The 25,535-nt window shown below is 32.7% G+C and carries 17 protein-coding genes; 7 read left to right on the top strand and 10 right to left on the bottom strand.

What is annotated here, in order from left to right:
* The first annotated feature begins 106 nt into the window (after positions 1-106).
* Positions 107-3,010 carry an NACHT domain-containing protein gene (locus QWY92_RS17640; protein WP_290273803.1) on the top strand — a complete coding sequence of 968 codons (2,904 nt, stop codon included), beginning with the start codon at positions 107-109 and terminating at the stop codon, positions 3,008-3,010.
* Between the two features lie 751 nt (positions 3,011-3,761).
* Here QWY92_RS17640 and QWY92_RS17635 read toward each other — a convergent pair.
* Positions 3,762-5,912, bottom strand: coding sequence for a tetratricopeptide repeat-containing hybrid sensor histidine kinase/response regulator (locus QWY92_RS17635; RefSeq protein ID WP_290273800.1), 2,151 nt, complete (start codon positions 5,910-5,912; stop codon positions 3,762-3,764).
* A 277-nt stretch (positions 5,913-6,189) separates the two neighbouring features.
* Between QWY92_RS17635 and QWY92_RS17630 the strand changes: the two genes are divergently transcribed.
* The 4 genes from QWY92_RS17630 (at position 6,190) to QWY92_RS17615 (ending at position 12,274) form a co-directional block, all read left to right on the top strand.
* Positions 6,190-6,807 (top strand): YqaA family protein, encoded by a 618-nt coding sequence (locus tag QWY92_RS17630; protein WP_290273797.1) that lies wholly within the window; start codon positions 6,190-6,192, stop codon positions 6,805-6,807.
* A gap of 92 nt (positions 6,808-6,899) precedes the next feature.
* Positions 6,900-7,190, top strand: a complete 291-nt coding sequence (locus tag QWY92_RS17625; RefSeq protein WP_290273794.1) for a DUF3817 domain-containing protein — start codon at positions 6,900-6,902, stop codon at positions 7,188-7,190.
* Positions 7,190-8,440 carry a mechanosensitive ion channel family protein gene (locus tag QWY92_RS17620; RefSeq protein ID WP_290273790.1) on the top strand — a complete coding sequence of 417 codons (1,251 nt, stop codon included), beginning with the start codon at positions 7,190-7,192 and terminating at the stop codon, positions 8,438-8,440. Before QWY92_RS17625 ends, QWY92_RS17620 begins: the two co-directional genes overlap by 1 nt.
* Positions 8,441-8,821: 381 nt before the next feature.
* Entirely contained in the window at positions 8,822-12,274 is a 3,453-nt protein-coding gene (locus tag QWY92_RS17615; protein WP_290273787.1) for a beta strand repeat-containing protein, read from the top strand.
* Between the two features lie 81 nt (positions 12,275-12,355).
* Here QWY92_RS17615 and QWY92_RS17610 read toward each other — a convergent pair whose 3' ends face one another.
* Entirely contained in the window at positions 12,356-14,788 is a 2,433-nt protein-coding gene (locus QWY92_RS17610; RefSeq protein WP_290273785.1) for a zinc-dependent metalloprotease, read from the bottom strand.
* Between the two features lie 244 nt (positions 14,789-15,032).
* Positions 15,033-16,079, bottom strand: coding sequence for a pentapeptide repeat-containing protein (locus QWY92_RS17605; protein WP_290273782.1), 1,047 nt, complete (start codon positions 16,077-16,079; stop codon positions 15,033-15,035).
* A 294-nt stretch (positions 16,080-16,373) separates the two neighbouring features.
* Between QWY92_RS17605 and QWY92_RS17600 the strand changes: the two genes are divergently transcribed.
* Positions 16,374-17,450 carry a T9SS type A sorting domain-containing protein gene (locus tag QWY92_RS17600; protein ID WP_290273779.1) on the top strand — a complete coding sequence of 359 codons (1,077 nt, stop codon included), beginning with the start codon at positions 16,374-16,376 and terminating at the stop codon, positions 17,448-17,450.
* Positions 17,451-17,531: 81 nt separating this feature from the next.
* Here QWY92_RS17600 and QWY92_RS17595 read toward each other — a convergent pair whose 3' ends face one another.
* The 7 genes from QWY92_RS17595 to QWY92_RS17565 form a co-directional block, all read right to left on the bottom strand.
* Entirely contained in the window at positions 17,532-18,083 is a 552-nt protein-coding gene (locus QWY92_RS17595; RefSeq protein WP_290273776.1) for a DUF3575 domain-containing protein, read from the bottom strand.
* A gap of 239 nt (positions 18,084-18,322) precedes the next feature.
* A complete protein-coding gene (gene leuB / locus QWY92_RS17590; protein ID WP_290273773.1) occupies positions 18,323-19,381 on the bottom strand; it encodes a 3-isopropylmalate dehydrogenase in 1,059 nt (352 codons plus the stop codon).
* 279 nt (positions 19,382-19,660) lie between these two features.
* Positions 19,661-21,181: a hydroxymethylglutaryl-CoA lyase-like TIM-barrel protein gene (locus QWY92_RS17585; RefSeq protein ID WP_290273770.1), complete on the bottom strand. Its 1,521-nt coding sequence runs from the start codon at positions 21,179-21,181 to the stop codon at positions 19,661-19,663.
* Positions 21,182-21,184: 3 nt separating this feature from the next.
* Positions 21,185-21,781 carry a 3-isopropylmalate dehydratase small subunit gene (gene leuD / locus QWY92_RS17580; protein WP_290273766.1) on the bottom strand — a complete coding sequence of 199 codons (597 nt, stop codon included), beginning with the start codon at positions 21,779-21,781 and terminating at the stop codon, positions 21,185-21,187.
* A 135-nt stretch (positions 21,782-21,916) separates the two neighbouring features.
* Positions 21,917-23,311, bottom strand: coding sequence for a 3-isopropylmalate dehydratase large subunit (gene leuC / locus QWY92_RS17575; protein WP_290273763.1), 1,395 nt, complete (start codon positions 23,309-23,311; stop codon positions 21,917-21,919).
* 200 nt (positions 23,312-23,511) lie between these two features.
* Complete coding sequence (locus QWY92_RS17570) at positions 23,512-23,895, bottom strand: acyl-CoA thioesterase (protein ID WP_290273760.1); 384 nt, start codon at positions 23,893-23,895, stop codon at positions 23,512-23,514.
* Between the two features lie 117 nt (positions 23,896-24,012).
* On the bottom strand, positions 24,013-24,900 hold the full coding sequence (locus tag QWY92_RS17565) for a DUF72 domain-containing protein (protein WP_290273756.1): 888 nt from the start codon (positions 24,898-24,900) through the stop codon (positions 24,013-24,015).
* Between the two features lie 152 nt (positions 24,901-25,052).
* Between QWY92_RS17565 and QWY92_RS17560 the strand changes: the two genes are divergently transcribed.
* On the top strand, positions 25,053-25,469 hold the full coding sequence (locus tag QWY92_RS17560) for a glyoxalase (protein WP_290273752.1): 417 nt from the start codon (positions 25,053-25,055) through the stop codon (positions 25,467-25,469).
* The last annotated feature ends 66 nt before the right edge of the window (positions 25,470-25,535 follow it).

The following is a 25,535-nucleotide window of genomic DNA, read 5'->3' as shown; positions in this document are numbered from 1 at the left end:
GTAGGAGGGAAGCGTAATGTGTATGGAAAGGATTTAAATTAAATTATAGTTCATTTTTAGTTCAATAGTTATATTTTAGTTGAATAATTTCATCGGTGTATAAAATATGAACAAAAATAGAATTATTGAAACTATAGATAAAGTTGGAGACTTCTCTAAACTAATAGAAGACTTATTAGTTAAAATGGGTTTGGAAAGTGTAAATAGAGTTTCAGATAACTTAATTGAAGCCACTCAAAAAACAGCTCTTAAAAACCAAAAAATATGTTTTTTAATTACTTTAAGTGAATTGAATGGTAAAGTTGTAGCTATTGATGAAATAATAAAAAAAAATAATGCTAAATACGACCAATTATATATTGTTACTTCTGATAGTAAACTTTCAAATTACTTTAAAAATTGGTTAAATGATGAAAACCCAAAGGCAGTAATTGAATATTGGAGCAAAAAAGAAGTAATTGAAAATATAAACCTTTATTATGAAGACTTTTGGTCGCATAATGACACGTTTTTAAAACCATATGAAATTAGCTTTAATGAATCTGTTCAAGCAGATAAACACTTAAAAAGTTTATTGAAATTGGATGATAAGTATGATAAATTATTAGAAATATTTATTGAACCAAAATTGTATATATATAAAGAAGATACTGAAACAGAAACATTAACCAAAAGTAGAGTAAACAAAGATAAAATCATTAAATCCGGTAATTATATACTTTCGGGAGAAGCTGGTACGGGAAAAAGTACATTACTAAAAGAAATAGGAAAGGAGCTTATTGAAAAAAATAAAGAATTAATTTTTAAGAACATACCTGTAATAATTAAAGCTAGTAGTATTCTTGAATCAAAATTTGAAATTAAAAACATTTTAGATGATGAGTTACTAAAAATTTATAAAGAATTTGATATCGAACGAATATATAGTGAGTATCAAATAATTTTAATTGTTGACTCTATTGATGAATTTGAAAGGGAAAATCAATTGAAGGTTTTAAATGAAATACATGATTTAAAAGAAGAATTCAGTATTCGCTTTATTATAGGTACAAGAAATTATGATTATCTAGTAGAAGGTTTTCAATTAAATGACCATATCAGAGTTAACTTAAGCAATTTTGATATGAACCAAGTTAAATTATTTTTAGATAATTTTTTTAGGTTTAATTTAGAAAAATCTGATAAACTTTGGGTTACTTTAAATGATAATAATATTTTGGAAAAAATACCAATAACCCCTTTGACTGTATCGTTAATCTCCATACTTTTTGAAGAAAAACAGTACGAAATTCCAGCTACAATAACTGATATATATGATAATTTTAATATTTTTTTATTAGGAAGAACATCCGTCAAATCTAGTTTGGAATTTCTTGATATAACAATAAAAGAAAGAATATTATCAATTTATGCAGTTGATATTATTGAAGATCTTAATAATACAAGAAAATCGATTGAAGACTTTGAATCGTATATAAAAAAGTTTTTTAAAGGAAAGAATATAACGATTAAAGATGAAGTTTATCCAGAACTTATTAAGTCTTTGACAGAGGGAACAGGTGTTTTATATGTGGATGAAAATGGTAAAATAGATTTTAAGCATGACTATTTTATGGAATATTATGCTTCAAGAGAAATTTTTAATCAGCGGCGAGATTTAGTACCAGCACTAATTGAAAATTTCACAAAATTTAGCTGGCAAAATACTGCTATATTTTTTACTGGTAGGACTAAAGACATGCCAGATTTTTTAGGAGACTTATTGATAAGAGTTGATAAATATACAGAACTAAAGGATGAGTTAATTGCATCTTCAGGTTTAGGTTATATTTTACAATCTTTATGGCTTACAGATTCTGATTTAAGAAAAGATGGTGTGATTAAATCATTGGAACTGTTAATAAAAGCTGACCAAGATGTTAAACGATTAACATCAACATTACCAATATTTAAAAACTTAAGAGATACTGATATTGCATTAATGAACTTCTTTTGGTTCTTCAATCATTTTAATTCTAAAACCCTTGAAGATACATTGAAATTAGCATTTGACCATTTAAGTCAGGAATTAGATAAAATTGAGAATACTGGTTTAGCTAGTGATATTGTTAATTTAAAGTATAAGTTGTTTTGCATAGGAGCAACTTTAACATCGGATAAATTTGGTGAAAATGATAAATTAGATTTATTTTATTCAAGAAAAAACACTCTATCAAATCCAATTTTCGCTTTATTATTCGATAATGGCCTTGATATTATTGACCCCAAAAATAAAGATGAATTAAAAGACAGATACAAATTAAAAAACCGTCTGCAGAAAATGCAAAAAGGAATCAAGTATTATCTTGAAAATGGTGTTGATGTTACTAGATTCACTAGTTTAGAAGCGATTAAACCCATTAAAAGCGTAGAAATTTATACCGAAGGGAAGACTGACGCAATATACATGATGCAAGCTTTTAAAGCTTTGACAGGTAATACAGAACCATATTGGAACGTAGAATCATGTGAGATTAAAACTAATAAAGAAGGTGGAGGGACACATCAATTGGCCAAAACATTAAATAGCATATCACAAGAAATGGATAATGGAAAATATCAAGGTAAAACAATTATTGGTATTTTTGATAATGATGCTTCTGGACATCAGGAGTTTAATGGTTTTAAAAATGAAGATTATGAAATATTTAAATCTGGTTTAGTAAAAAAACATAAAACAAAAAATATTTATGCTATCATTTTACCAATTCCAGATGAATTAGCAAAATACAATCAAGCCAAACAAGAGTTTAAGTTTTTTGAAATTGAGCATTATTTTGAAAAAGAATTTTTGGAAGAAAACAAAATGCTAACTAAATTAGAAATTGATAGTCTCTATGAAATAACAGGCAGTAAAGCCAGTTTTGCTGATAAAATAAAAACAATTAGTGAACCTCAAATATTTAAAAGATTTGAGAATTTATTCTTTGTTATTGATGAGATAAATAAAAAGGAGATTGCCTATTTTTAGTTTTTGGCCTCATAAAATTTTGGTCAAAACAATAGGAGAAATGAGCGTACATATTTTAGGGGTCTAGTAATAGAGTTTCTTAATAGTTCTATATAAACAATAACTTCAAAGCAATTTTAATGAGTTACATTGTTTCCTAAAATATAGCGTAACGAGCCGTAATTGTTTCCAAAATTATATGCAGTCTTGATTTTTTTGTTTCTTTTGTTTCAAGATACTATTTTAAAGAATTGATTGAGTATCAATTTTTAAAATACCTAATAATGAAACATTAAAAAAAAGATTAATTGAAATTCTATATATAACAAGTGTATAGAAATTTATTTTTCTTAAATTTTATACTCTTGTGGCAAGCTTACGAGAATCGTCTAAAATTTTTTATCACGTACATTTTATCGAATACGCATACGCAATTTTTAGTAAGCGTAAAATATAGTATCAAATGTGTAAACGTAAAGCTTCTTGAGAATCGCGTATTTCAAAAAACTTGAACGATTGTACAGAATATTAAAATTAAACGCGAAGCAAAAACACGATTGTTTAATTACTATATAATTACAGCTATCAAATAAAATCTTAAACTATAAGCCACAATTACATAAGTTATGTAAAATAGCGTTGAAATGCGCTATTCGCTAATTGTTACAAATGTACTATAATTAATATTATGTAAAATAGAATATTTTAAGGCCTACACGTTCTAATAACAATCCCTATAAATTAGAAGATTAAAAATACAGGATAAACAATACTAACTAGCCACATTCATTTGGATAATATCGTTAAGCTCACTTTTTCCAATAGGTTTATTTACAATACCAACCATACCCACACTAAAGCACTGATCTTTAACTTCGCTAATTTCTAAAGCAGTTAACGCCACAATATTCGCTTCAGGTTTAAAAGATTTTATAGTTTTAGAAGCTTCAAAACCATTCATTATTGGCATATTGATATCCATTAAAATTAAATCGAAATTATCCGACTTACAAAGCTCAACAGCTTCCATACCATTATGAGATATCGTGCATGAATGTCCAATAGAAACAATTAACTTATTGGTTATCATTTGGTTAATTTTATTGTCTTCAACCACCAAAACCTTAAGCGGCCTACTTTTTACGTGATTCGAATGTTGAGCAATAATACTAGGTGTGGCAATTTCACAATACAGGTCAAAACTAAAAGTACTGCCTTTTTCTAATTCACTTTCTAACTCAATTTTACCTCCTAAAGTTTCCACATAGTTTTTCACAATCGATAAGCCTACACCAGAACCATACGACGTGTTTTCTTCAATAGCTTGTTTAAAATTCTGAAAAATAAGTTCATGGTTTTCTCTAGCAATTCCAATACCATTATCAATAACTTTAAAACTTAAATAATTATTCCCCTCAGCCGCTTGCAGTCGTTTTATCTGAATTACAATTCGACCATTATTGGTAAATTTAATAGCGTTTGTTATAAGGTTGTTTAATATTTCAGAAATTTTTAAACTGTCTATATAATATAAGATATCTACAGATGGATCTAGATTAATAATCAATTTGTTATTCTTTTCGTTTGCTGAATACTCTAACGACTGTACAATATCTTTCACTAAACCTTTCAGGTTAACAATATTTTTATTCACCGCTACCCTATCCGATTCTATATCTGTAATCCTGAGGATTTTATTAACCAATTCATGCAGTCTGTTTCCTGAAAACTGTAACGATTTTATTAGGTTTTTGTGCTCAACCGTCAATGTTTTATCATCCGATAAAATGGATGTAATTCCCATAACCCCATACAACGGCGTGCGTAACTCGTGGCTAATAGTGGTTAAAAATTCAGATTTTAATTTGGTTAAATGTTCAATTTTGGTACGCTCGGCTAAGGAATCTCTTTCCCGTTGCCTGTCTTTCACAGTATGAATAATATAACCAATCAAAAATGCAAATAATACAAAAGCAATAAGTACAATGGTGATTATTTCGTTCCTAGAATCTAATATTTTCTTTTCATATTTGGCTTCGGCCAAGTCTCGCTCATACTCACTAATTTTAAACCTGGTATTAACTTCTTCAATTTGAACATTTTTTTCAGCATTGAAATTCATGTTTTTATACTCTTGAAGCTTTTTTAAATTTTTGTTGGCTAAAACATACTGCCCTCTGGCTTCATATATTTTTGATTTTAACTCATACAAGTCAATCAGTTCAATATGTAAATTATTTTCCTGTCCTATACTAATTCCTTTATTTAACGACTCAAGTGCTGCTCTGTATTGTTTTTTCTGAAAATGATAAAGCCCTTTATGATGATAATATGTGGCCCAATACATAGGATATTCTAAGTTGTTTTCGGTAAGGTGTTTTTGTGCTAATTCAATAAATAGCAGTGCTTTATCGGCATTTTTAAAATTCAAATACAAATTAGCCATACTTAGATACCAACCACAGATATGGTTTGGGTTTTTAGAAACCTTGGCATAATCGAAAGATTTCTCGTAATATTCAATAGCCACATCTAAGGTTTCTGCTTTTTTGGAATACAAATCACCCAAGCCATTTAAAGCCGCCGAAATAGTGATATTATCCTCTAATTCCTGACCTAATTGAAGTGCTAATAAAAAATATTTTTTGCTATTATCATCATCATTTAAAATGTTGTAGGTTCCTGCTAAACCATTATAGGCTTGTGCCTTTTCTAGTTTTAAATCTGAAACTCTAGCCAATTCAACTGCTTTTGTAGAATATCTTAACGCACTACCAAAATTTGAATTTAATTTTTCAGAATTGGCCAACTTAATTAAAACATGAATGCTATCAACAGTCTTTTTTACATCCATTTTTGGTTGTCCAAAAACGTGCAAAACGCCGCATAGCACGAAACTTGTAAATAGTAGTATTTTATTCAAAAGCAGGTTGGTCTTGGGGTTAAACGAGCAAATTATTAATATAATTTACCAATAACAAACATATTAGTCTAATGACTGTGTTTTTTAATAAATGTTCAAAATTCAACGCAGTTCAGCGGTAAAATTCCGACGATATGTAAGATAAAGTTTTTATTTGACATTTAACACGTTTACCAACACGTTAAATTTTTCTTATATTAATAGATGTAAGCTCTCAACTTGCAGTACGACTAAAATTTTAATCATATATTTGCGTCCCTGATTTTTAATTTAACGAATGAAACCAGAATCGAAATCTAAAGCTAAGAAATCTAAATTTCGGCTTTTACATCAATATTATTCATATACAGGCTTTTATAGCTTTGTTTGGCAGGCCGTAAAAAAAGCCTTGCCTTATGCCATTGGTCTTGTTATTTTGGTTTACGTTTTTAATCATTTTTATGATATTAATGAAACCTTAGTGCACCTTACAGAGATACTTCCTGTTTATGGTGTTTTAGGATTCTTTTTTGCTTCAGAAACACTTCTTGGTTTAGTACCTCCAGAAATTTTTATTGCATGGGCCGGCAAAATGTCGCAGCCTTGGTTGTATTTAAGCATTTTAGCTGTGCTGTCTTACAGTGGTGGTTTAGTATCTTATTGGATGGGGCGCACCATTACCAAAATACCTTCGGTACATAATTACTTAGAGGTTAAAATGGAAAAGCAGTTAAAGAATTCAAAAAAATGGGGAGGCTTTTTAATTATGGTTGGTGCCGTATTGCCACTACCCTTTTCTATTGCATGTTTGGCAGCTGGTATTATCGAATTTCCTTTTAAAAACGTGATGCTTTACGGCGCTTTACGTTTTATCCGTTTTGCTATTTATGGCGTGCTTATTTTTAGTGCCTTATAATTTAATATTCCTTTTTATTTTCTGAATTTTTAAAGGCTATAACATGCGGTTATATCCTTTTTGTGCCGTATTTTTGCGGAAAAATCTATTCTATGTTTTCATTCTTAAATATTTTTAGAATTATTGCTTTTCTTGAAGGGGTATCATACCTTTTACTCCTATTTATTGCAACACCTATTAAATACATTGCCGATAATCCAGAATACGTAAAAATGTTAGGAATGCCGCATGGTATACTTTTCATATTATACGTCATTTTAGCTTTTCTAATTAAAGGTGAAATGAAATGGAACACCAAAACTTTTGGTATTGTACTTTTAGCTTCTATTGTCCCTTTCGGAACTTTTTATGTTGAAAGAAAACTTTTAAAACCGGCACTTTAATGAGTGGTTTAGAATGTAAGCTTTTTGATTATTTAATTGAAAATGGCTTTTCTGAAAGTTGGGCACAAACCTTGAATATGCTAGGCTTGTTATTAGTCTTATTAATTATTCTGTTTATTGTAGATTACATCACGCGCAAAATACTTGTGAGTGCTTTTTCTCAATTTGCTTTGGTTTCAAAATCTAATTTTGACGATTTATTGGTAGCCAATAAAGTACCTCGAAACGTTGCACATATTATCCCGTTATTAATCGCTATTCGGTTTGTCCCCGAAATATTTATTGATTTCCCGAATTTTGAAGATGTTTTTGAAAGAGGGCTTCAGGTTTTTGCTATTATTTTAATTCTTTGGATTGTTAGAAGTTCATTAAACGCCCTAAAAGATTATTTAAAAACATTACCACATTTTAAAGATAAACCAATAGATAGTTATATACAGGTTTTCATGATATTCTCATGGATTGGCGGTATTATGTCGGCCATTGCGATTATTACAGGTATTGAATTTATTAAATTTGTTACCGGTTTAGGTGCTATTTCCGCTGTTATTATTTTAGTTTTTAAAGATACTATTATGGGCTTTGTAGCCAGTATTCAAGTATCTATTAATGATATGGTACGTATTGGCGATTGGATTACTTTTGAAAAATATGGTGCCGATGGTGATGTTATCGAAATTAATTTAGCTACTGTAAAAGTGCAGAATTTTGATAAAACCATTACCACAATTCCTACTTACGCCTTAATTTCCGATTCGTTTAAAAACTGGCGTGGTATGACAAATTCTGAAGGCAGACGTATTAAACGTGCGCTATATATCAAGCAAACTGGTGTTAAATATTTAACCGATACCGAGGTTGAAAAACTAAAAAGCATTCATTTATTAACTGCTTATTTAGAGAGTAGACAAGCCGATATTAATACTTATAATAACACCAATAGCGTAGACAAAAACCTATTGCTAAACGGAAGAAACTTAAGTAATTTAGGGGTTTTTAGAAAATATATTGACACCTATTTAAAGCAACATTCGGCAGTAAACAAAGATATGATGATTATGGCGCGCCAATTGGCACCAACCACTCAAGGAATACCTTTAGAAATTTACGCTTTTAGTAGTGATAAACGCTGGGAGAATTACGAATATATTATGTCGGATATTTTCGATCATCTTATTGCTGCGCTCCCCTATTTCGATTTAGAAATTTTTGAATTACCCAGTCAAGGTAGTTTTAAACATAACTCCTAAAATTTCATCTATACTATATATTTGGCCAAAGCAATACAAAGCTTTGGTCATTTTTTTTTGGTATTTATCCTTTATAATAATTTTACTTTATACCATTAAATAATATGCTCCTCGTACTTTATATTTCAATTTTGGAGCTATTTCATTTGGCTTATACTTTTCAAAACCACTTTGAAAGATTTTTCTCTAAATCAAAATAAAGTTTTAGTTATTCACCATAAACACTTCCCTTTTACAAATCTAATCACTTCGTATTTTATCGATGAAATGACTATATAGTAGTTAAAAACAAATAATAACACGATTAAATGTAAGTAAAGCTAATTTAATGTAATATTTTTCTTTACATTTAATACATGTAAAACACTAAAAAACAACCGAATGAAAAATTACTACAAAAAATTTTTAATAATTCCATTTATTTATATGGCATTATTAATGGGCTGCGAAAATATCTTTGCACAAACCTTTAATATTTCTGATGCTAGTACCATTAATAATACATTAGGGGTAAATCCAAAAACAGTAAGTGAATCCTTATCTGGTATAACCATGACTGTTAGAATAGAAAATTCAAGTTCAATCAATCCAGATCAAACTATATACCTTGATACTTTTGGTGCAGGAGGGGCTCTAGGAATTACAGCTGGTGCAGTATATCAATCTACTTCTGCAGAAACCGGAGTTATGACTATTAGTTTTGATTCAGCAGTAAGTATTGCTAGCCTAAAAATGGGTAGTTTAGCTAATGCAGAGGCAAGAACTTGGACTTTCACCCCAGTTGGCGGAACAAATTCAGTAGTTACAAAAACGTCTACTTTCATCGGGAATGTAGCCGATATTAACTTAAACTGGACTTCCATAACCCAAATTTTAATTACCTCTAATTACACCATTAACGAACAATTTATACTAGACAGTGTCACACTTGGAGTTCCAAACGTAGCTCCTGCAATATCTATAGATAGTTCAATTTTAGCATATACTGAGGGAGATACAGCAACTCAAATAGATGCTACTGCAACTATAAGTGATGCCGATGGTGATCCAGATTGGGATGGCGGTAAATTATCAGCTCAAATTACTGCGAATAGTGAGGCCGCTGATGAAATAAGTATTTCTGACACAGATGCTGACGGGATAACAATAACAACTAGTGGTTCTAATATTCTTTCTAACGGATCTGTTATTGGTAATATAAGCGCAACTGGAGGAACTGTTTTCAATAATACAATACTGACTATAACATTTAACTCTAATGCTACCAATGCTAGGGTTCAAGAAGTTCTTCAATCGTTAAACTATAGAAATACTTCAACAAGTCCTGGAACATCAAACAGAACAATAACCATTACAGCAACCGATTCAAATGGCGGTATTAATAGTAGTGCAAGAGTAGTGAGTATTTTGTCTGCTCCAGATGTTGCAATTGTTATTGCTCCTTCTAACGACACCTATTCTGTTGGAAACAACCTCGACTTCACTGTTTTTTTTAATGAAAACATTATCGTTAATACTACTGGAGGTATTCCGCTATTAAATATTACAATTGGTAGTACAGCCAAACAAGCAACATACCAAAGCGGATCAGGATTAAATGCACTAGTATTTAGATATACTATTCTAGCAGGTGATTTAGATACTGACGGAATAAGTATTGGTACTTTAGTTGATGGCGGAGGAACTTTAAGAAATAGCTCAAATACTGATGCCAACCTTACTTTATATAATGTGGGCGATACCATGGATGTTTTTGTAGATGCTGTTGCTCCTGCTTCTCCAACCGTTGTTACACAATCTACAAATGATATTACGCCAACAATTACAGGAACAAACTCATTAGGCACTGCGTTACCTGCAGGAGAAACAATGACAGTCACTATTAATGGAGCAACATACAATGTTATTCCTGATGCTAGTGGTAATTGGAGTCTAGATCTAGGATCTGATATACCTGCATCTGGTACATTAGGTACTATTATGAATGGTGTAAGTTTTGAAGTGGTTGCGACTGTTACAGACTTAGCTGGCAATACAGCTTCTGACACAACAAGTTTTGAGCTCACTATAGATACTACAGCCCCTACAGCTCCAACCGTGGTTGCACAATCTACAAATGATATAACGCCAACAATTACAGGAACAAACTCATTAGGCACTGCGTTACCTGCAGGAGAAACAATGACAGTCACTATTAATGGAGCAACCTACAATGTTATTCCTGATGCTAGTGGTAATTGGAGTCTAAATCTAGGATCTGATATACCCGCATCTGGTACATTAGGTACTATTATGAATGGAGTAAGTTTTGAAGTGGTTGCGACTGTTACAGACTTAGCTGGCAATACAGCTTCTGACACAACAAGTTTTGAGCTCACTATTGACACTAATTCACCAACGATAACCAGTGTTTCTGTACCTGTAAATGGAACTTATGCTTCTGGTGAAACCTTAGATTTTACGGTTAACTTTGATAGTGATATTATTGTTGCTGGTGCCACGCCACAATTAGCCATTACTATTGGTTCAACAGTTCGTCAAGCTCAATATCTTAGTGGGTCAAGTGCTTCAAACAATATGTATTTTAGATATACAGTTCAAGCTAATGAATCAGATACAGACGGTATTACTATTGGTGCTATAATTACCAATACAGCTACCATAAAAGATAGTGCTAATAATGATGCTATTTTAACACTTAACAGTATAGGATCTACAACAGGTGTTTTAGTTGGAAATCCCACCGCTATTTGGACAGGCGCTTTTAATAGTAACTGGGATGTCACATTAAACTGGATCCCATATGGTGTTCCTGCATCAAATGCAGATATTACGATACCAAGTAGCATAATAAATTACCCAACAGCAAGTTCTGCTGTCGAGTTTAATTCCATGACCATCGAATCTGGAGCTAGTTTTATTCCAGAATCTACTGTAACAGGTACTGTAACGTATAAAAGAAGTATACCAACAACGGGGTGGCATTTAATGGGTTCTCCTGTTTCTAATGAAACAATCCAAGATTTAATTGCAGATCCAACCTATGCTTTTGCTCCTTTATCAGGAAGCGATATAGGTTTTGCTGATTACAATAACAACAGTGCTAATAACGTAAGCCCTTGGATCTATAAAACAAATACAGCTACAGGCACACTTCCTGCAGGACAAGGATTCTCGATGAAAATAGACGGACCTAATGACGTTTCTTTTACGGGATCTGTAAATACGGGTGATGTAACTGTACCCATTTTCAACGGCACTAGAAATGATTACTGTTTACTGTCAAACCCTTTTACATCCTATATTAATTCTGCAACGTTTCTTTCTGAAAACACATTAGAACTTGCAGAAGAAACACTATGGATATGGAATGGTAGTGAATTTGAGGCATATGGAGCTTCTAATCCAATTCAAATAGCACCTGGACAAGCTTTCTTTGTAAAAGCTGCTCCAGCTCCAAGCGGCCCAAGCACAAACATTATAACTTTCTCTGCTTCAAACCAAAGTCATAATAATAGTGGTGATACTTTCATATATAACGCCAATTCAAGTGAAACTTCCATGGCAGATATTGGAGGTTATACATTAGCTATTAAGAATATTATTGACACATCTAAATTCTTAATATATCCAAACCCTAGTTCTAGTGAAGTACAAATCACATCTAGTATAGGTGGACGTTTTCAAATTATTAATCAATTAGGACAAACTGTAAAAACTTTTAATGCAGTGTCTACCATTGAAGCCACGGTGTATGTTGGAGATTTAACTGAAGGCATGTACTTTGTCCAAGGTGCAAACGGAACTTCTAAAAAACTAATGATAAAAAAGTAATATAAATCCATTTTAAACAAGCATAAAAAAAGCGTGAATTCTATATTAGAATTCACGCTTTTCTTTTTTAATATATAATACTTATTTCGGATCTAAAATCTTATTAATTTCTTCGATACAGTCTTTATAATGATATTTAGAAATAGTATCTGTTGCACGGTTAGAGGCATTAGTAAGCACACCTTTCAAAATTTTTAATTCACCCCGAACCAAAGCCCTAACATCGGAGTTTTCAGTAATTAAAAACCCCATACGATCTATATAAGCACGTTGTAAATTACGACGATACACATCAACCTTTTTTGTTGTTTTAGCTTCCATCCAAATACCGTATCTTACATCTTGCAATAATGCTAACGCACTATAATTTTGACTATTTATAGTTTCATGATCTATTATTCGGTTTAATGTTTCAGGACTTAAAATGCCATCTAAAAAACGTTTTTGATATGCGCCCAATCTCGTAATATATCCTTCATAATCAATATCGGTTAAAAGTTCTTTTTCTACTAACCAATTTGGCGTGTTAAAAGCATTTTTATGCAGCCATTGTATCGATGCCTTCTGTATGCTTTTAGGAACCGCTTGGTATGGGGTTCCGGCTTGATTTGGCTTTATGAAGTTCTCATAAACACCACCAACATTAGTAGCTACATGTCCAACATAACGTCTCCAAGCTCCTAACAACTCACCATATAATTCTTCTAGATCTTCGTAATTATTAGTCACATCGCTTGTCCATTGTGGCAAATGCGCCATCACATATTTTAAATTTTTAAGGGCATAATCACTGGCTTTTATGGCATCGTTACCAATGTCTTCTGTTTGCGCTCTTGGATCGAAACGGCTACTTTGTTTTCCGAAAGCATAACGCGGATCGCCTGCTTTTTCAACAATCCAACCATCTAAAGTAATGCGTTCTTTTTCTGGTGTATCCGCATTTGGAATCACACGATATCCCCAGTTAATAGCATAATTATCATATGGCCCTAACTTTCGAATAAAGCGTATATTCTCATCACCTGGTTGAGCTATATAATTATAACGAGCATAATCCATTATAGTCGCAGCGATACCATTTTCTTGCGTAAAGGCACCATTTCTATAACTTTCTACAGGGTAAGAATAACTGGCAATCATATTGTGTGGTAAACCCAGGGTATGCCCTACTTCATGAGCAATAACCATTTTCATCATTTCTCCTGCATCTTCCTCTGAAGTATCCAACGTTCTAGCTGCGGGGTTGGCTGCTCCTGTTTCAATTAAATAACGATTTCTATACGAGCGTAAATGGTTATGATACCAGATAATATCACTTTCTATAATTTCTCCTGTTCGTGGATCGGATACACTTGGCCCTGAAGCATTTCTTGTTGTACTTGCAACATATCGGATTACAGAATACCGAATGTCCTCTGGACTAAAATCAGGATCTTCTTCCTTGGTCGGTGGGTATTTCGCAATAATAGCATTTTTAAATCCTGCTTTTTCAAAAGGTTTTTGCCAAAGCTCAACACCTTCTTTTATGTATTTTCTTAATTTTTCAGGCGTTGCCGGATCTAAATAATAAACAATAGGTTTTATAGGTTCTACCAATTCGCCGCGCGCATAAGCCTCAGGATCTTTTGGTTCCATACGCCATTTACGAATATATGTATTGGTTTTAGATTTTAAAGCTTCACTTCCATAATCAATTTGGTCAAAAGTAAACCAGCCTACTCTTTCGTCTGCAAAACGACGTTGCATAGGGTTTTCCGGCAATAAAATCATCGATTGATTCATTTGGATACTTATAGATTCTGCGCTTTTAAAAGCAGGTGGTTCGGCTGCGTTGTAAGTCATGTCTTGAACCACTTCAATATTTTTAGGGAAACTTTTAACCGAATTTATAAAACTACGAGAAGCGTCTAAATTTTTCACTTTATAAGTGCTTCGTAATTTCGATGATAATCCTGAAATAGCCTTAACATCGGTAGCATAAAATTTAGTAACATCAATTACCACAGCTGTGGAATCGGCATTAAACGCACTAATATCAAAAGCGTGTAATGTAGGCTCATAATTGTTTTGTTTAACCGAAATGTTGATGGGTAGATTATCTTCCGCTACAGCGTTGTATGATTTTTCTTTTATTAAAATCTTATCCTGAAAACGCTCCCAAGTTATCAAACGTGTACCGGTTTTAGTTCCAGCATTAATATAACCACCTCCCAAATCGGCTGGTAGTTTGGCAAGACGACTCACCAAAAGCATATCTATCCCTAAATAATCCATGGGAATTTCGAAAAAATAGGCATCGCCAACTTGATGTGTTTTAAACAAACCTTCATCAGAAATAGCTGCTTTCGTAATGACTTTGTTATATGGCTTTATTTTACCTTCCTTTTTTTCTTCAGGAGGTTTCGCCGCTTCGGTTTTTGCTTTTTTATTTTTTTTACGTTTAGATTGTGCCTCGATAGAAGTTGACGCTAAGCATATTAATAAGGATAGGGAGAAAACGAATATTTTTTTCATGAAGTTAGATTATATAATAATTCTCTAAAATAAAAGAATTAAAACTTTTATCTACTTATTATTGAAAATTTAAAGTCGTTTTTTCTTAGATAATTAGTATTATTTCATAAAAACTATCATAACACTTTCAATTATGAAATTTTCATCTTTTTTAGGTTGAATATAAATCCCTTTTTTTCAACTCAAAACATGTTATAAAGGTTTCAAAAACTATGAATTCTTCAGAATAAAAAATAAAAACAGACTATCGTCTTAAAATCATTGGTTGTTTAAGTTTTGATGTTTCGTAGTAATACACGCTATCCATTTTATACGTTTCATACAATTCAGCAGCGCCTCTAAGTTTAAGTTTATCCTTAATATAGACCAACCAATCACCACGATCTACTTTTACGCTATCTAGTATCGCTCCGTTCAAATTGGCGCCTTTTAACTGGGCTCTAATTAAAAAGGCTCCTGTTAAATCCGCCGCTTCTAAATCGGCATTAATTAAATTAACATCGTCCATATCAACACGTGTTAAGTTGGTGTTTTTCAAACTGGCATTTTGTAAATCAACATTCATTAAATCGGATCCCGAGAGATTCGCATCGCTCAAATTAATATCTCTTAAAACAGCACCTCGTAGTTTGGAATGCATTAATTCTGATTTTGTAAAATCACTTTCCTGTAAAATTTCATCTACAAAAAACGATGGAGCTATTTTACTTTTACACAAAGAAATAAGAAGTTGTCCACGCTCTGGACTAATAGGTTCTTCAATAAGTTTATCGTCAACCATGTATCGATACGGTTTCATGGCGCGACTTAACCCAATGATACGACCGGCAAGCGTGTTCGATAATCTGGCTGTGCCGTTATTTTTTAATTCATTATTAACATCGCTTAGCACTTCTCCCATAATAAACATTTGCGTAGAACGTCGAGAAGCTTCGGCTAAATGGGTTTGGGTTTCAATTTTACTATTTTGAATTTTTAATAAATTATTTTGATAAAACATGAGCGTTGTAGGCAAAATAGCAATGAGCAACCCCACTACACCAATACGCGTCATCCGTTTTATTAAACTCGCAATAAGGTTTGATGTGGTATCTAAAGATATTTTACGCTGCTCGTTAAACTCATTAATAGAATGGTAAATACTCTCCTTTAAATTTTTACCAGCTATAAGCGTACCTATGAATTTGAATAAACCTTTACGACTTTTAGAACTTGATTTTTTGTTCAATTTTTCAAGCTTCGCTTTTAATAAGGCGTTTTCTTTCAATAAATCATCAATATTCTCGCTCATTTTTTGGATTTGAGGTTTGGTAATGAAGCAAATTTAATATTTTATACTCTAAAAAGACCTCTTAAATCACATCTAAGCTTAAAAACCATTTGGTATGGTGTACTTCATAAAAACTAAAGATATTACTTTATGAAAAATTGTCCTGATTAAGTCCTCATTTTATGAATAGCGATTAAAAAGTAATAAAATCAAGTTTAAACGATAATTAAGTAAGAATATATGTGCAATTATTTTTATTTCCTTTAATTTAAATATAAATTTGTTCTAGAATATTAACCTAACCCCAAATTATTTATGAAAAAAATTACTCTTATTATTATCACTCTATTTTTTGTTGGTAATACATCCTTTTCTCAAACCAACATTAATGTTGCATCAGCCACGACCATAAGTGCATTTCCACATATTGAATACGATCAAAATAGTAATGCAGGTACATTGGCAACCGGAATGAACGGAAGCTGTTCTAGTATACCATGCTGTAATGTCTTATTTTATCGAGTTCAAGTTCCTGCCCAAGGAGATTTAACTGTTACTATGGACAATTACACTGATTTGGCCGGTTCTATTATAGCATACACACCAGATGTTCCCAACCCAACAAATACATCTCAATTAACTTATGTAAGTGGTCAATCAGGCAACTTTTGTGGCTTTAGAGATACATTAACCTTAATTAATATAGCTAAGAATAGTGTGTACTATATCTTGTTTTTCAATGAAAACCAACAATCTTCTCTTGGTGGAGGAAACACTAATCTTAATTTTAATTTCGAAGCATATTCCCCAACCATTACTGCGCCTGTTGATGGCACTTACACCGCTAATCAAGATCTTGATTTCATACTTAATTTTGATGAAAATATTATCGTTAATACTACATCTGGCACACCAGAATTAGCAATTACTATTGGAGCTACAACACGTCAGGCAACTTACCAAAGTGGTAGTGGTTCTAAAAATTTAATATTTAAATATACTATTCAGACTAATGAAATTGATTCAGATGGAATAACTATTGGTACATTAAATGCCAATGGAGGAACATTAAAAGATGAATTAAATATTGATGTTGACTTAACTATAAATTATACTCCCGATACATCGGCCATATTAGTTGATGCTACGTTAGGAACTTCTACAATAGATATCTCTAAGTTTTCTATTTATCCCAACCCAACGAATAAACAGGTTACCATAAAATCTAACTTAGGGGGGAATTTTAAGCTAATTAGTACTGTAGGCAAAACAATAAAAACAGTCAATGTACAACCTTACGAAGAAAAAACAATAGACGTTAGCCATTTAAGCACTGGATTATATTTTATTAAATCGGACAACTATTCAGAAAAGTTAATTATAAAAAAATAGTTTAAATTAAAACATTACTCACAAAAAAGCGAGAACTCTATCATTAGAATTCTCGCTTTTTTTCATGTATTTACTTGTTTTCTACTTCAACTTATAAACCAACATTAAACCACCACGATATGGCAACCACTCGCCACTTTTATTAAATTTTTCTGCAGATTCAACGCGTTCACCGGTTTCTAAAGATAAACCTTTATAATAGCCCTGTTGGTTACCACCACCCAAAAATAATTCTAAATTAAATCGATCATTCAGTTCAAACTGATATCCTAAAGTCATACCGTAAAACACGCTATACCCATCTTGATAATAATCGGTATCGAAATATTGCGGCTTTTGTAATTTATATTTTGCACCGCCAATATGTGCGCCTACAAAAAAACCTGAACCACTTTCACGTGTATAATAGCGAAACTCCGGAAAAACCATAATAAACTTAATAGGAGCACCATCTTTGGTCCAAAACGAAGCTGCCGCATCAAACTGAAATGTGGTATGTGTGCCTAAATGGGTTTCAACACCAAAGTTGGGCACAGCAACTAATGCTGTAAGCATATTTCCTTTAATACTTACTTGCCCGCTTGAGAATAACGGAAGAGACATTAAAATAGCTAGAGTAATTATTTTTCGCATAAGTTAAAAGTTAGTTGTTAATTAAGGTTGGTTTACTTGAAAAAACAAGAGACATACAAAGTACAGAATCCGTTTAATTATCAATTATTAAATCGTTAACATCTAAAAATCAAGGCTAATCTGTGTTTTAGGGTAAAAAAAAACTTCATATTTTAGTCGGAAATTAAAAATAATTCATAAAAAAAGGCGTGAATTCAATTTCTGAATTCACGCCTTTAATATATAAATAAATGGAGCTCCTAGATGTTAGCAGCCAACCAATCTCCTACTTCTTTAGTCCCGTAAGCTTTTCCGCCATCGGCTAAATCTTCAGTAACAATACCTTCAGCTAAAGCTTTATTTACAGCATCTCTAATTACTTGTCCTTCTTCTGGTAAGTTAAAAGCAATTTCAAACATCATGGCAGCCGATAAAACCATAGCCATTGGGTTCGCAATATTTAATCCAGTTGCTTGTGGGTAAGACCCGTGAATTGGCTCAAATAAAGCAATATCAGACCCCATAGATGCCGATGGCATTAACCCCATAGATCCAGAAATAACAGAAGCTTCATCTGTTAAAATATCACCAAATAAGTTTTCAGTAATTAAAACATCGTAGCTATTTGGCCATTGTACCAAACGCATAGCAACTGCATCAACCAACTCGTAACTTACTTCAACTTCAGGATAATCTTTTTCCATAGCCTGAACCGTTTCTCTCCATAGACGAGACGTCTCCATAACGTTAGCTTTATCAACACAACATAATCTTTTAGAACGTGTCATTGCTAATTCAAAACCTTTTTTAGCCAAACGTTGTACTTCAACACGCGTATAAACACAGTTATCATAAGCCGTTTCACCACCGTCTCTTCTACCTTTTTCTCCAAAATAGATTCCGCCAGTTAACTCACGTAAAAACACTAAATCTGTTCCTTCAATACGCTCTTGTTTTAAAGGTGATTTATCTAATAAAGACGGAAACGTAAACGTTGGTCTTAAATTAGCAAATAATCCCAATTGCTTACGCATTTGAAGTAACCCATTTTCAGGACGTACTTTTGCCGAAGGATCATTATCAAAACGAGGCAAACCAATAGCTCCAAATAAAACAGCATCCGAAGCCAAACACACTTGGTGCGTACTATCTGGGTAAGGTTCTCCAACCGCATCAATAGCGGCAGCACCTGTTAATGCAGGCTTCCAAGTTATTTCATGTCCAAATTTTTCCGCAACCGCTTCACTAACTTTTTGTGCTTGCTCCATTACTTCAGGTCCAATACCGTCACCTGCTAAAACTGCAATATTAAATTTCATCTTTATTAATTTTTAAACTTTAAATTCTATTTATTTTTTTTGGCGTTTCTTTTTACTCATCCCTGCCAAGTGTAGTACCAAAACAAGTTTGGTACTACACTTGGCAGAATCGCAAAAAGTCGGGCTTTCACTACTCGCTTCCTCCTACCGTCGGCGAGCTCAAACAAACCGTTCAATCCCTAACGCGGGGTTAACCTGCAATTGTCAGTTCTAATCTTCAGTTAAGAACAAATCCACAAACAAGCCACCTTCCTTCTATCGTCAATCATTGTCGTTATTTCAACTCACAACAATATTCATCATCTTTTCAGTAGCTTTAATTGCCGAAACCGTTTGATCGGAATCTAAACCACGTGTTTTAAATTCTTTTTCAGCACTTTTCCATGTAATAATAGTTTCACAAAGCGCATCCGAGTTACTTCCAGGTGGTATACGCACAGCATAATCCACCAATTTAGGTAACTTTAATTGTTTCTTTTTGAATACATTTTTAATCGCATTCATAAACGCATCAAACTGGCCATCGCCATGAGCATTTTCTTCAAAAACTTCATCGTTTATAGTAAGCGAAACCGTAGTTGTTGGTTTTAAACCCATAGCATGCGTTAGCACGTATGCGTTCACTTTCACCTTTTCTTCATAACTTCTGTCTAAAACATCCGAAATAATATAAGGTAAATCCTCCTTGGTAACGACTTGTTTTTTATCGCCCAACTCAATAATACGTTGGGTTACTTTTTTAAGATCTTCACCATCAAGCTGAAGTCCTAATTCTTGTAAATTCTTTTGTATGTTAGCCTTTCCAGACGATTTTCCTAAAGCATATTTTCGGGTTCTCCCAAAACGCTCTGGCATTAAATCACTGAAATATAAATTATTTTTGTTGTCACCATCAGCATGTATTCCTGCCGTTTGCGTAAATACATTGGCGCCAACAACAGGCTTATTAGCAGGAATCATAAAACCAGAAAAAGTTTCTATAAGCTTGCTAATAGTGTATAAAAAAGTTTCGTTTACACCAATTTTAACCTCTGGCATAAAATCGTTTATAACAGCAATAGTACTTGCCATTGGTGCATTTCCTGCACGTTCGCCCATACCATTAATTGTTAAATGCAAACCATCTGCTCCAGCTTTTAAACCAGCCATAACATTGGCAACACCTAAATCATAATCGTTATGTGCGTGAAAATCGAAATGTAAACTTGGGTATTTATCTTTAATTTCTTTTACAAAATTAAAAGATTCCTCTGGTGTTAACACGCCTAAAGTATCAGGAAGCATAACACGTTTTACAGGTTGTGTCGCTAAAAATTCTAAAAATTCAAAAACATAAGCTTTAGAATTTCGCATGCCATTACTCCAATCTTCTAAATAAATATTAGTTTCAATACCATGCTCTGTGGCTTGTAAAATATTTTCTTTGATTTCTGTAAAGTGCTGATCTGGAGTTTTTTTAAGCTGATGTGTTAAATGGTTTAACGAACCTTTGGTTAACAAGTTTTGCACCTTTGCTCCTGCTTCTAGCATCCAATTTATAGAGATGCCTTTGTCAACAAAAGTTAAAACTTCAACAGCATTTAAATAGTTGCTTTCCTTAGCCCATGCTGTAACATCTTTAACCGCTTGAAGTTCTCCTTCCGACACACGTGCCGAGGCAATTTCAATACGGTCTACTTTTAATTCTTCTAATAAAAGCTTGGCAATAGTAAGCTTCTCAGAAGCAGAAAACGACACGCTCGAGGTTTGTTCACCATCGCGCAATGTCGTATCCATTATTTCAATTCTTTTTACTTCCATTTTTTAGAAAGGACGAGATTCTGTAAATGTTTCTATCTCGCTTTTCATGTTTTGTAAATAGTCGATATCATCAAAACCATTAAGCATGTTGTCTTTCTTATAACCATTAATATCAAAACTTTCTTTCGTTCCAGAAGAAAGTAATGTAATAGTTTGAGCTTTTAAATCAATTTCAACTTCTGTTTTTGGATCTGCATAAACAGCTTCAAAAATTTCATTTGAAAATTCTGGGCTAATTTGTACTGGTAATACGCCAATATTTAAACAGTTATTTTTGAAGATATCTGCAAAGAAACTAGACACTACACAACGGAAACCATAATCGTAAACCGCCCAAGCAGCGTGCTCACGAGAAGATCCAGAACCAAAGTTCTTTCCTCCTAATAAAATTTTCCCTGTGTAAATTGGGTTGTTTAATATAAAATCTTCTTTTGGTGTATTATCACCATTATATCTCCAATCGCGGAAAAGGTTGTCTCCAAAACCATCACGAGTGGTCGCTTTTAAAAAACGAGCTGGTATAATTTGATCGGTATCTACATTCTCTATTGGTAACGGTACTATGCTACTCGTTAATGTTGTAAATTTATCGTATGCCATTTTTTTAATATTCAGTTTGCCAGTATTCAGTGGGCAGCAAGCTGCCATAAACTGACGATTATTTTTTTATTCTTTTATAAAATCAACATATTCTTGAGTCATTAACTAAAAAACTGTTGATTATACACTGCCTACTTATAGTAAGTCTCTAGGATCTGTAACCACACCTGTCACTGCTGCTGCTGCTGCAACTAAAGGGCTAGCTAATAACGTTCTAGATCCTGGTCCTTGACGACCTTCAAAGTTTCTGTTTGATGTACTTACTGCATATTTTCCTGCAGGTACTTTATCATCATTCATTGCTAAACAAGCTGAACATCCTGGTTCTCTTAATACAAAACCAGCTGTTTCAAAAATATCTAGTAAACCTTCTTCTTTAATTTTAGCTTCAACAATGTGAGAACCCGGTACTAACCAAGCGGTAACATTATCTGCTTTTTGTCTTCCTTTAACAATAGAAGCAAATGCACGGAAATCTTCAATACGTCCGTTAGTACAACTTCCAATAAATACGTAATCGATTTTCTTACCGATCATTATTTCATTTTCAGCATACCCCATATAAGCTAAAGACTTATCGTAAGTAGCTTTACCTCCTTCTACAGATTCTGCAGATGGAATATTTTTAGAAATACCCATACCCATTCCCGGATTTGTTCCGTAGGTAATCATTGGTTCAATATCTGCTGCATTAAACACTAATTCTTTATCGAAAGTAGCATCGTCATCAGTTTTTAAAGTTTCCCAATAGGTCATCGCTTTATCCCAATCAGCTCCTTTTGGAGTCATGGCACGTCCTTTAATATATTCAAACGTTTTTTCATCTGGAGCAATCATACCACCGCGTGCACCCATCTCGATAGATAAGTTACAAACCGTCATACGACCTTCCATAGACATGTTTTCAAAAACATCACCAGCATACTCAACAAAATATCCAGTTGCACCAGACGTTGTTAATTGAGAAATAATGTATAAACCAACATCTTTAGGCGTAACACCTTTACTTAATGGCCCATTAATGCTAATACGCATTTTTTTAGGTTTTGGTTGCATAATACATTGTGTAGTAAGCACCATTTCTACTTCTGAAGTACCAATACCAAAGGCAATAGCTCCAAAAGCACCATGAGTAGATGTATGAGAGTCTCCACAAACAATAGTTGCTCCAGGAAGTGTAATACCATTTTCTGGTCCTACAACATGAACAATACCATTATTTTGGTGACCTAATCCCCAGTGACTAATACCGTATTGATTAGCATTATCTTCTAATGTTTTTAACTGATTAGCAGATAACGGATCTTCAACAGGTAAATGTTGATTAATTGTTGGTGTATTATGATCGGCAACAGCGAATGTACGGTCTGGGTACAACACACTTAAGCCTCTACTTTTTAAACCTACAAAAGCCACAGGACTTGTAACTTCGTGAATTAAGTGACGGTCTATATAAAACACATCTGGTCCATCTGCAATGTTTCGCACTACATGCGAATCCCACACTTTGTCAAATAATGTACTACTCATAAAAAATTTAAATTTTTGTATTAAAATAGCTTTAAAGCTATAAGAGTAACAAATTTAGAGTTTATTACAGTATTTCAAAACTTTATAGCCATTAGTTACTTTATTTTTATAAAATTACCAACGGAACTGATATTATTTGAATTTAATGCAATGAAACCTTAGAAATGATTACAATTTTTAAAAGGTTTTTAGGTTGATTTTTATAACCTGTCGGCCACATATTCAATTTCTGTTTTACCATGCGCTAGTGCTTTACCATTTGGCCCAATATTAACCATAACAATGTTAGAAATTGTAATAATAGTTTCTCTTGTCATTTTATTTCTAACCTCTGAACTTAACACAAGTGATGCGCTACCAAACTTAACAACTTCAATGCCAATTTCTACAATATCACCTTGCCTTGCTGATGATTTAAAATCGATTTCACTCATGTACTTAGTAACCACTTTTTGGTTTTCTAATTGAATAATGGCATAAATAGCAGCCTCTTCATCAATCCACTCTAATAACCGACCGCCAAACAATGTACCATTGGCATTTAAATCTTCGGGTTTAACCCATTTTCTAGTATGAAATCTCATATTATATATCTTTAATTTTTTTAGCTCTTTTATAAAATAAAGGTAGTCTAAAACTCAGCATTAAAACAACCCTTTTAATTACTCTTACTTATTCTAGTATGTGTTTTTATTATTAACTTAAAATAAGGATTGCTGTTTTTCCTCATTCGGAATATTTAAGGTGTATCCTAAGGTATCATTAATCTGTTTTATAAAATATGCTGAAAGCAAAGGCGATTCTTCCTCAATATTTTGATGAATGAAAAAATCGACTTCTTTAACTCCTTGTTCTTTCCAAAGTTTTATCCGGTCAACCCAATCGTCTAATCGCGCATAATCTGAAGGATGATTTGCGCCAACGTAGCGCACAAAGGCTGTAGAATTAGTTAGCCGCATATGCATTAAATCGCGACGCCCAGCGGTATCTACAATAACATTGGAAATATTCTTATCTTCCAAAAGTTGATACAAGTCTTCTGAAACCACTTTATCGTTATACCAATCGGTATGTCTGAACTCGATAGCTAACGGGATACTTTTTGGCCAATTTTCAGCAAAAGCGACTACTTTATCAAAATCTTTCGGTGTAAAATTACTGTGCATTTGTAAAAAAACAGTGCCTAGCTTTTCTTTTAAATGAGAAGCATTATATAGATATTGCTGAAGAACATCTTCAATATTATTTAGACGTTTATAATGACTTATTTCTTGATTCAGCTTCGGAAAAAACTTAAAACCTTCGGGTGTTTTATTATACCAGGTTTCAAATTGTTCCGCAGGAAAAATGCGATAAAACGTAGCGTTTAACTCTATAGAATTAAATTGCGAAGCATAATATTTAAGTTCATCTTTTGTACCACGAGGATAAAATCCCTTCAGATCTGCCCTATTCCATTTAGCGCAACCTACATAAATTTCAGGTATATTATCATCCTTTACCTTTTGTAAAACCCGCTTCGTATCCAGATGGTCTTGGGGTAGCGTAAAATCTATGGTTTCGGGGTTTGTAACACTGCCAAATTTCATGTAAAACGTTGTATTAATGAAGTTTAAAAAAATGCGGAGTAATAAGCGTATAAAGATAAAAAATATTAAATGTTAATAACCTCGTGAATAATTAAAATGTAGAAATACTAAAACAACTTAATTAATTTCTATCTTGAGTAAAAATCAAAACTATGAATTCAAGAGATTTTAATTTGAAGAGTATTCGTCCAGAGATTTTAACAGCAACCATTAATGACTCCATGAGTGGTGAGGAACGGTTCCAAAACCTAGTCCTCCGTCCATGTATAAAAATGCAAAACGATTTACTTGTTGCTGCTTTTAGGAATTATATTATAAAGCATAAATCGGTTTTTCATAGTTTAACGCTCGATAAACGTATGGAGTATATTGAAAATGCCATTCAGAAAAACATGAAGTTTAGAAACTCCTTAAAAGGTATGATCATTGGCGTTTTTACCGTGGAAGAATATTTAATTTATACTGAAAATTCATCAGCCTTAAACAAACGCATGATGAATATTGTAAAAGATAGATTATTGAGTAATATTCAACTTTTTGATAAACCAGAATTACGCGAAGCTGTGTAAACGTAATATTAGATTATAAAAGAACCGCCATTAAAACAAGTTGTTTTTAATGGCGGTTTTTTATTT

It is taken from the genome of Algibacter miyuki, from assembly GCF_030409805.1.
Taxonomy (GTDB): Bacteria; Bacteroidota; Bacteroidia; order Flavobacteriales; family Flavobacteriaceae; genus Algibacter; species Algibacter miyuki.
The sequence above is the reverse complement of the archived record's forward strand: the minus strand, read 5'-3'. Positions and strand labels throughout refer to the sequence as shown.

Coding starts and splice junctions, on each gene's coding strand:
- QWY92_RS17640 (WP_290273803.1), top strand. CDS start 107: ATGAACAAAAATAGAATTATTGAAACTATAGATAAAGTTGGAGACTTC.
- QWY92_RS17630 (WP_290273797.1), top strand. CDS start 6,190: ATGAAACCAGAATCGAAATCTAAAGCTAAGAAATCTAAATTTCGGCTT.
- QWY92_RS17625 (WP_290273794.1), top strand. CDS start 6,900: ATGTTTTCATTCTTAAATATTTTTAGAATTATTGCTTTTCTTGAAGGG.
- QWY92_RS17620 (WP_290273790.1), top strand. CDS start 7,190: ATGAGTGGTTTAGAATGTAAGCTTTTTGATTATTTAATTGAAAATGGC.
- QWY92_RS17615 (WP_290273787.1), top strand. CDS start 8,822: ATGAAAAATTACTACAAAAAATTTTTAATAATTCCATTTATTTATATG.
- QWY92_RS17610 (WP_290273785.1), bottom strand. CDS start 14,788: ATGAAAAAAATATTCGTTTTCTCCCTATCCTTATTAATATGCTTAGCG.
- QWY92_RS17605 (WP_290273782.1), bottom strand. CDS start 16,079: ATGAGCGAGAATATTGATGATTTATTGAAAGAAAACGCCTTATTAAAA.
- QWY92_RS17600 (WP_290273779.1), top strand. CDS start 16,374: ATGAAAAAAATTACTCTTATTATTATCACTCTATTTTTTGTTGGTAAT.
- QWY92_RS17595 (WP_290273776.1), bottom strand. CDS start 18,083: ATGCGAAAAATAATTACTCTAGCTATTTTAATGTCTCTTCCGTTATTC.
- leuB (WP_290273773.1), bottom strand. CDS start 19,381: ATGAAATTTAATATTGCAGTTTTAGCAGGTGACGGTATTGGACCTGAA.
- QWY92_RS17585 (WP_290273770.1), bottom strand. CDS start 21,181: ATGGAAGTAAAAAGAATTGAAATAATGGATACGACATTGCGCGATGGT.
- leuD (WP_290273766.1), bottom strand. CDS start 21,781: ATGGCATACGATAAATTTACAACATTAACGAGTAGCATAGTACCGTTA.
- leuC (WP_290273763.1), bottom strand. CDS start 23,311: ATGAGTAGTACATTATTTGACAAAGTGTGGGATTCGCATGTAGTGCGA.
- QWY92_RS17570 (WP_290273760.1), bottom strand. CDS start 23,895: ATGAGATTTCATACTAGAAAATGGGTTAAACCCGAAGATTTAAATGCC.
- QWY92_RS17565 (WP_290273756.1), bottom strand. CDS start 24,900: ATGAAATTTGGCAGTGTTACAAACCCCGAAACCATAGATTTTACGCTA.
- QWY92_RS17560 (WP_290273752.1), top strand. CDS start 25,053: ATGAATTCAAGAGATTTTAATTTGAAGAGTATTCGTCCAGAGATTTTA.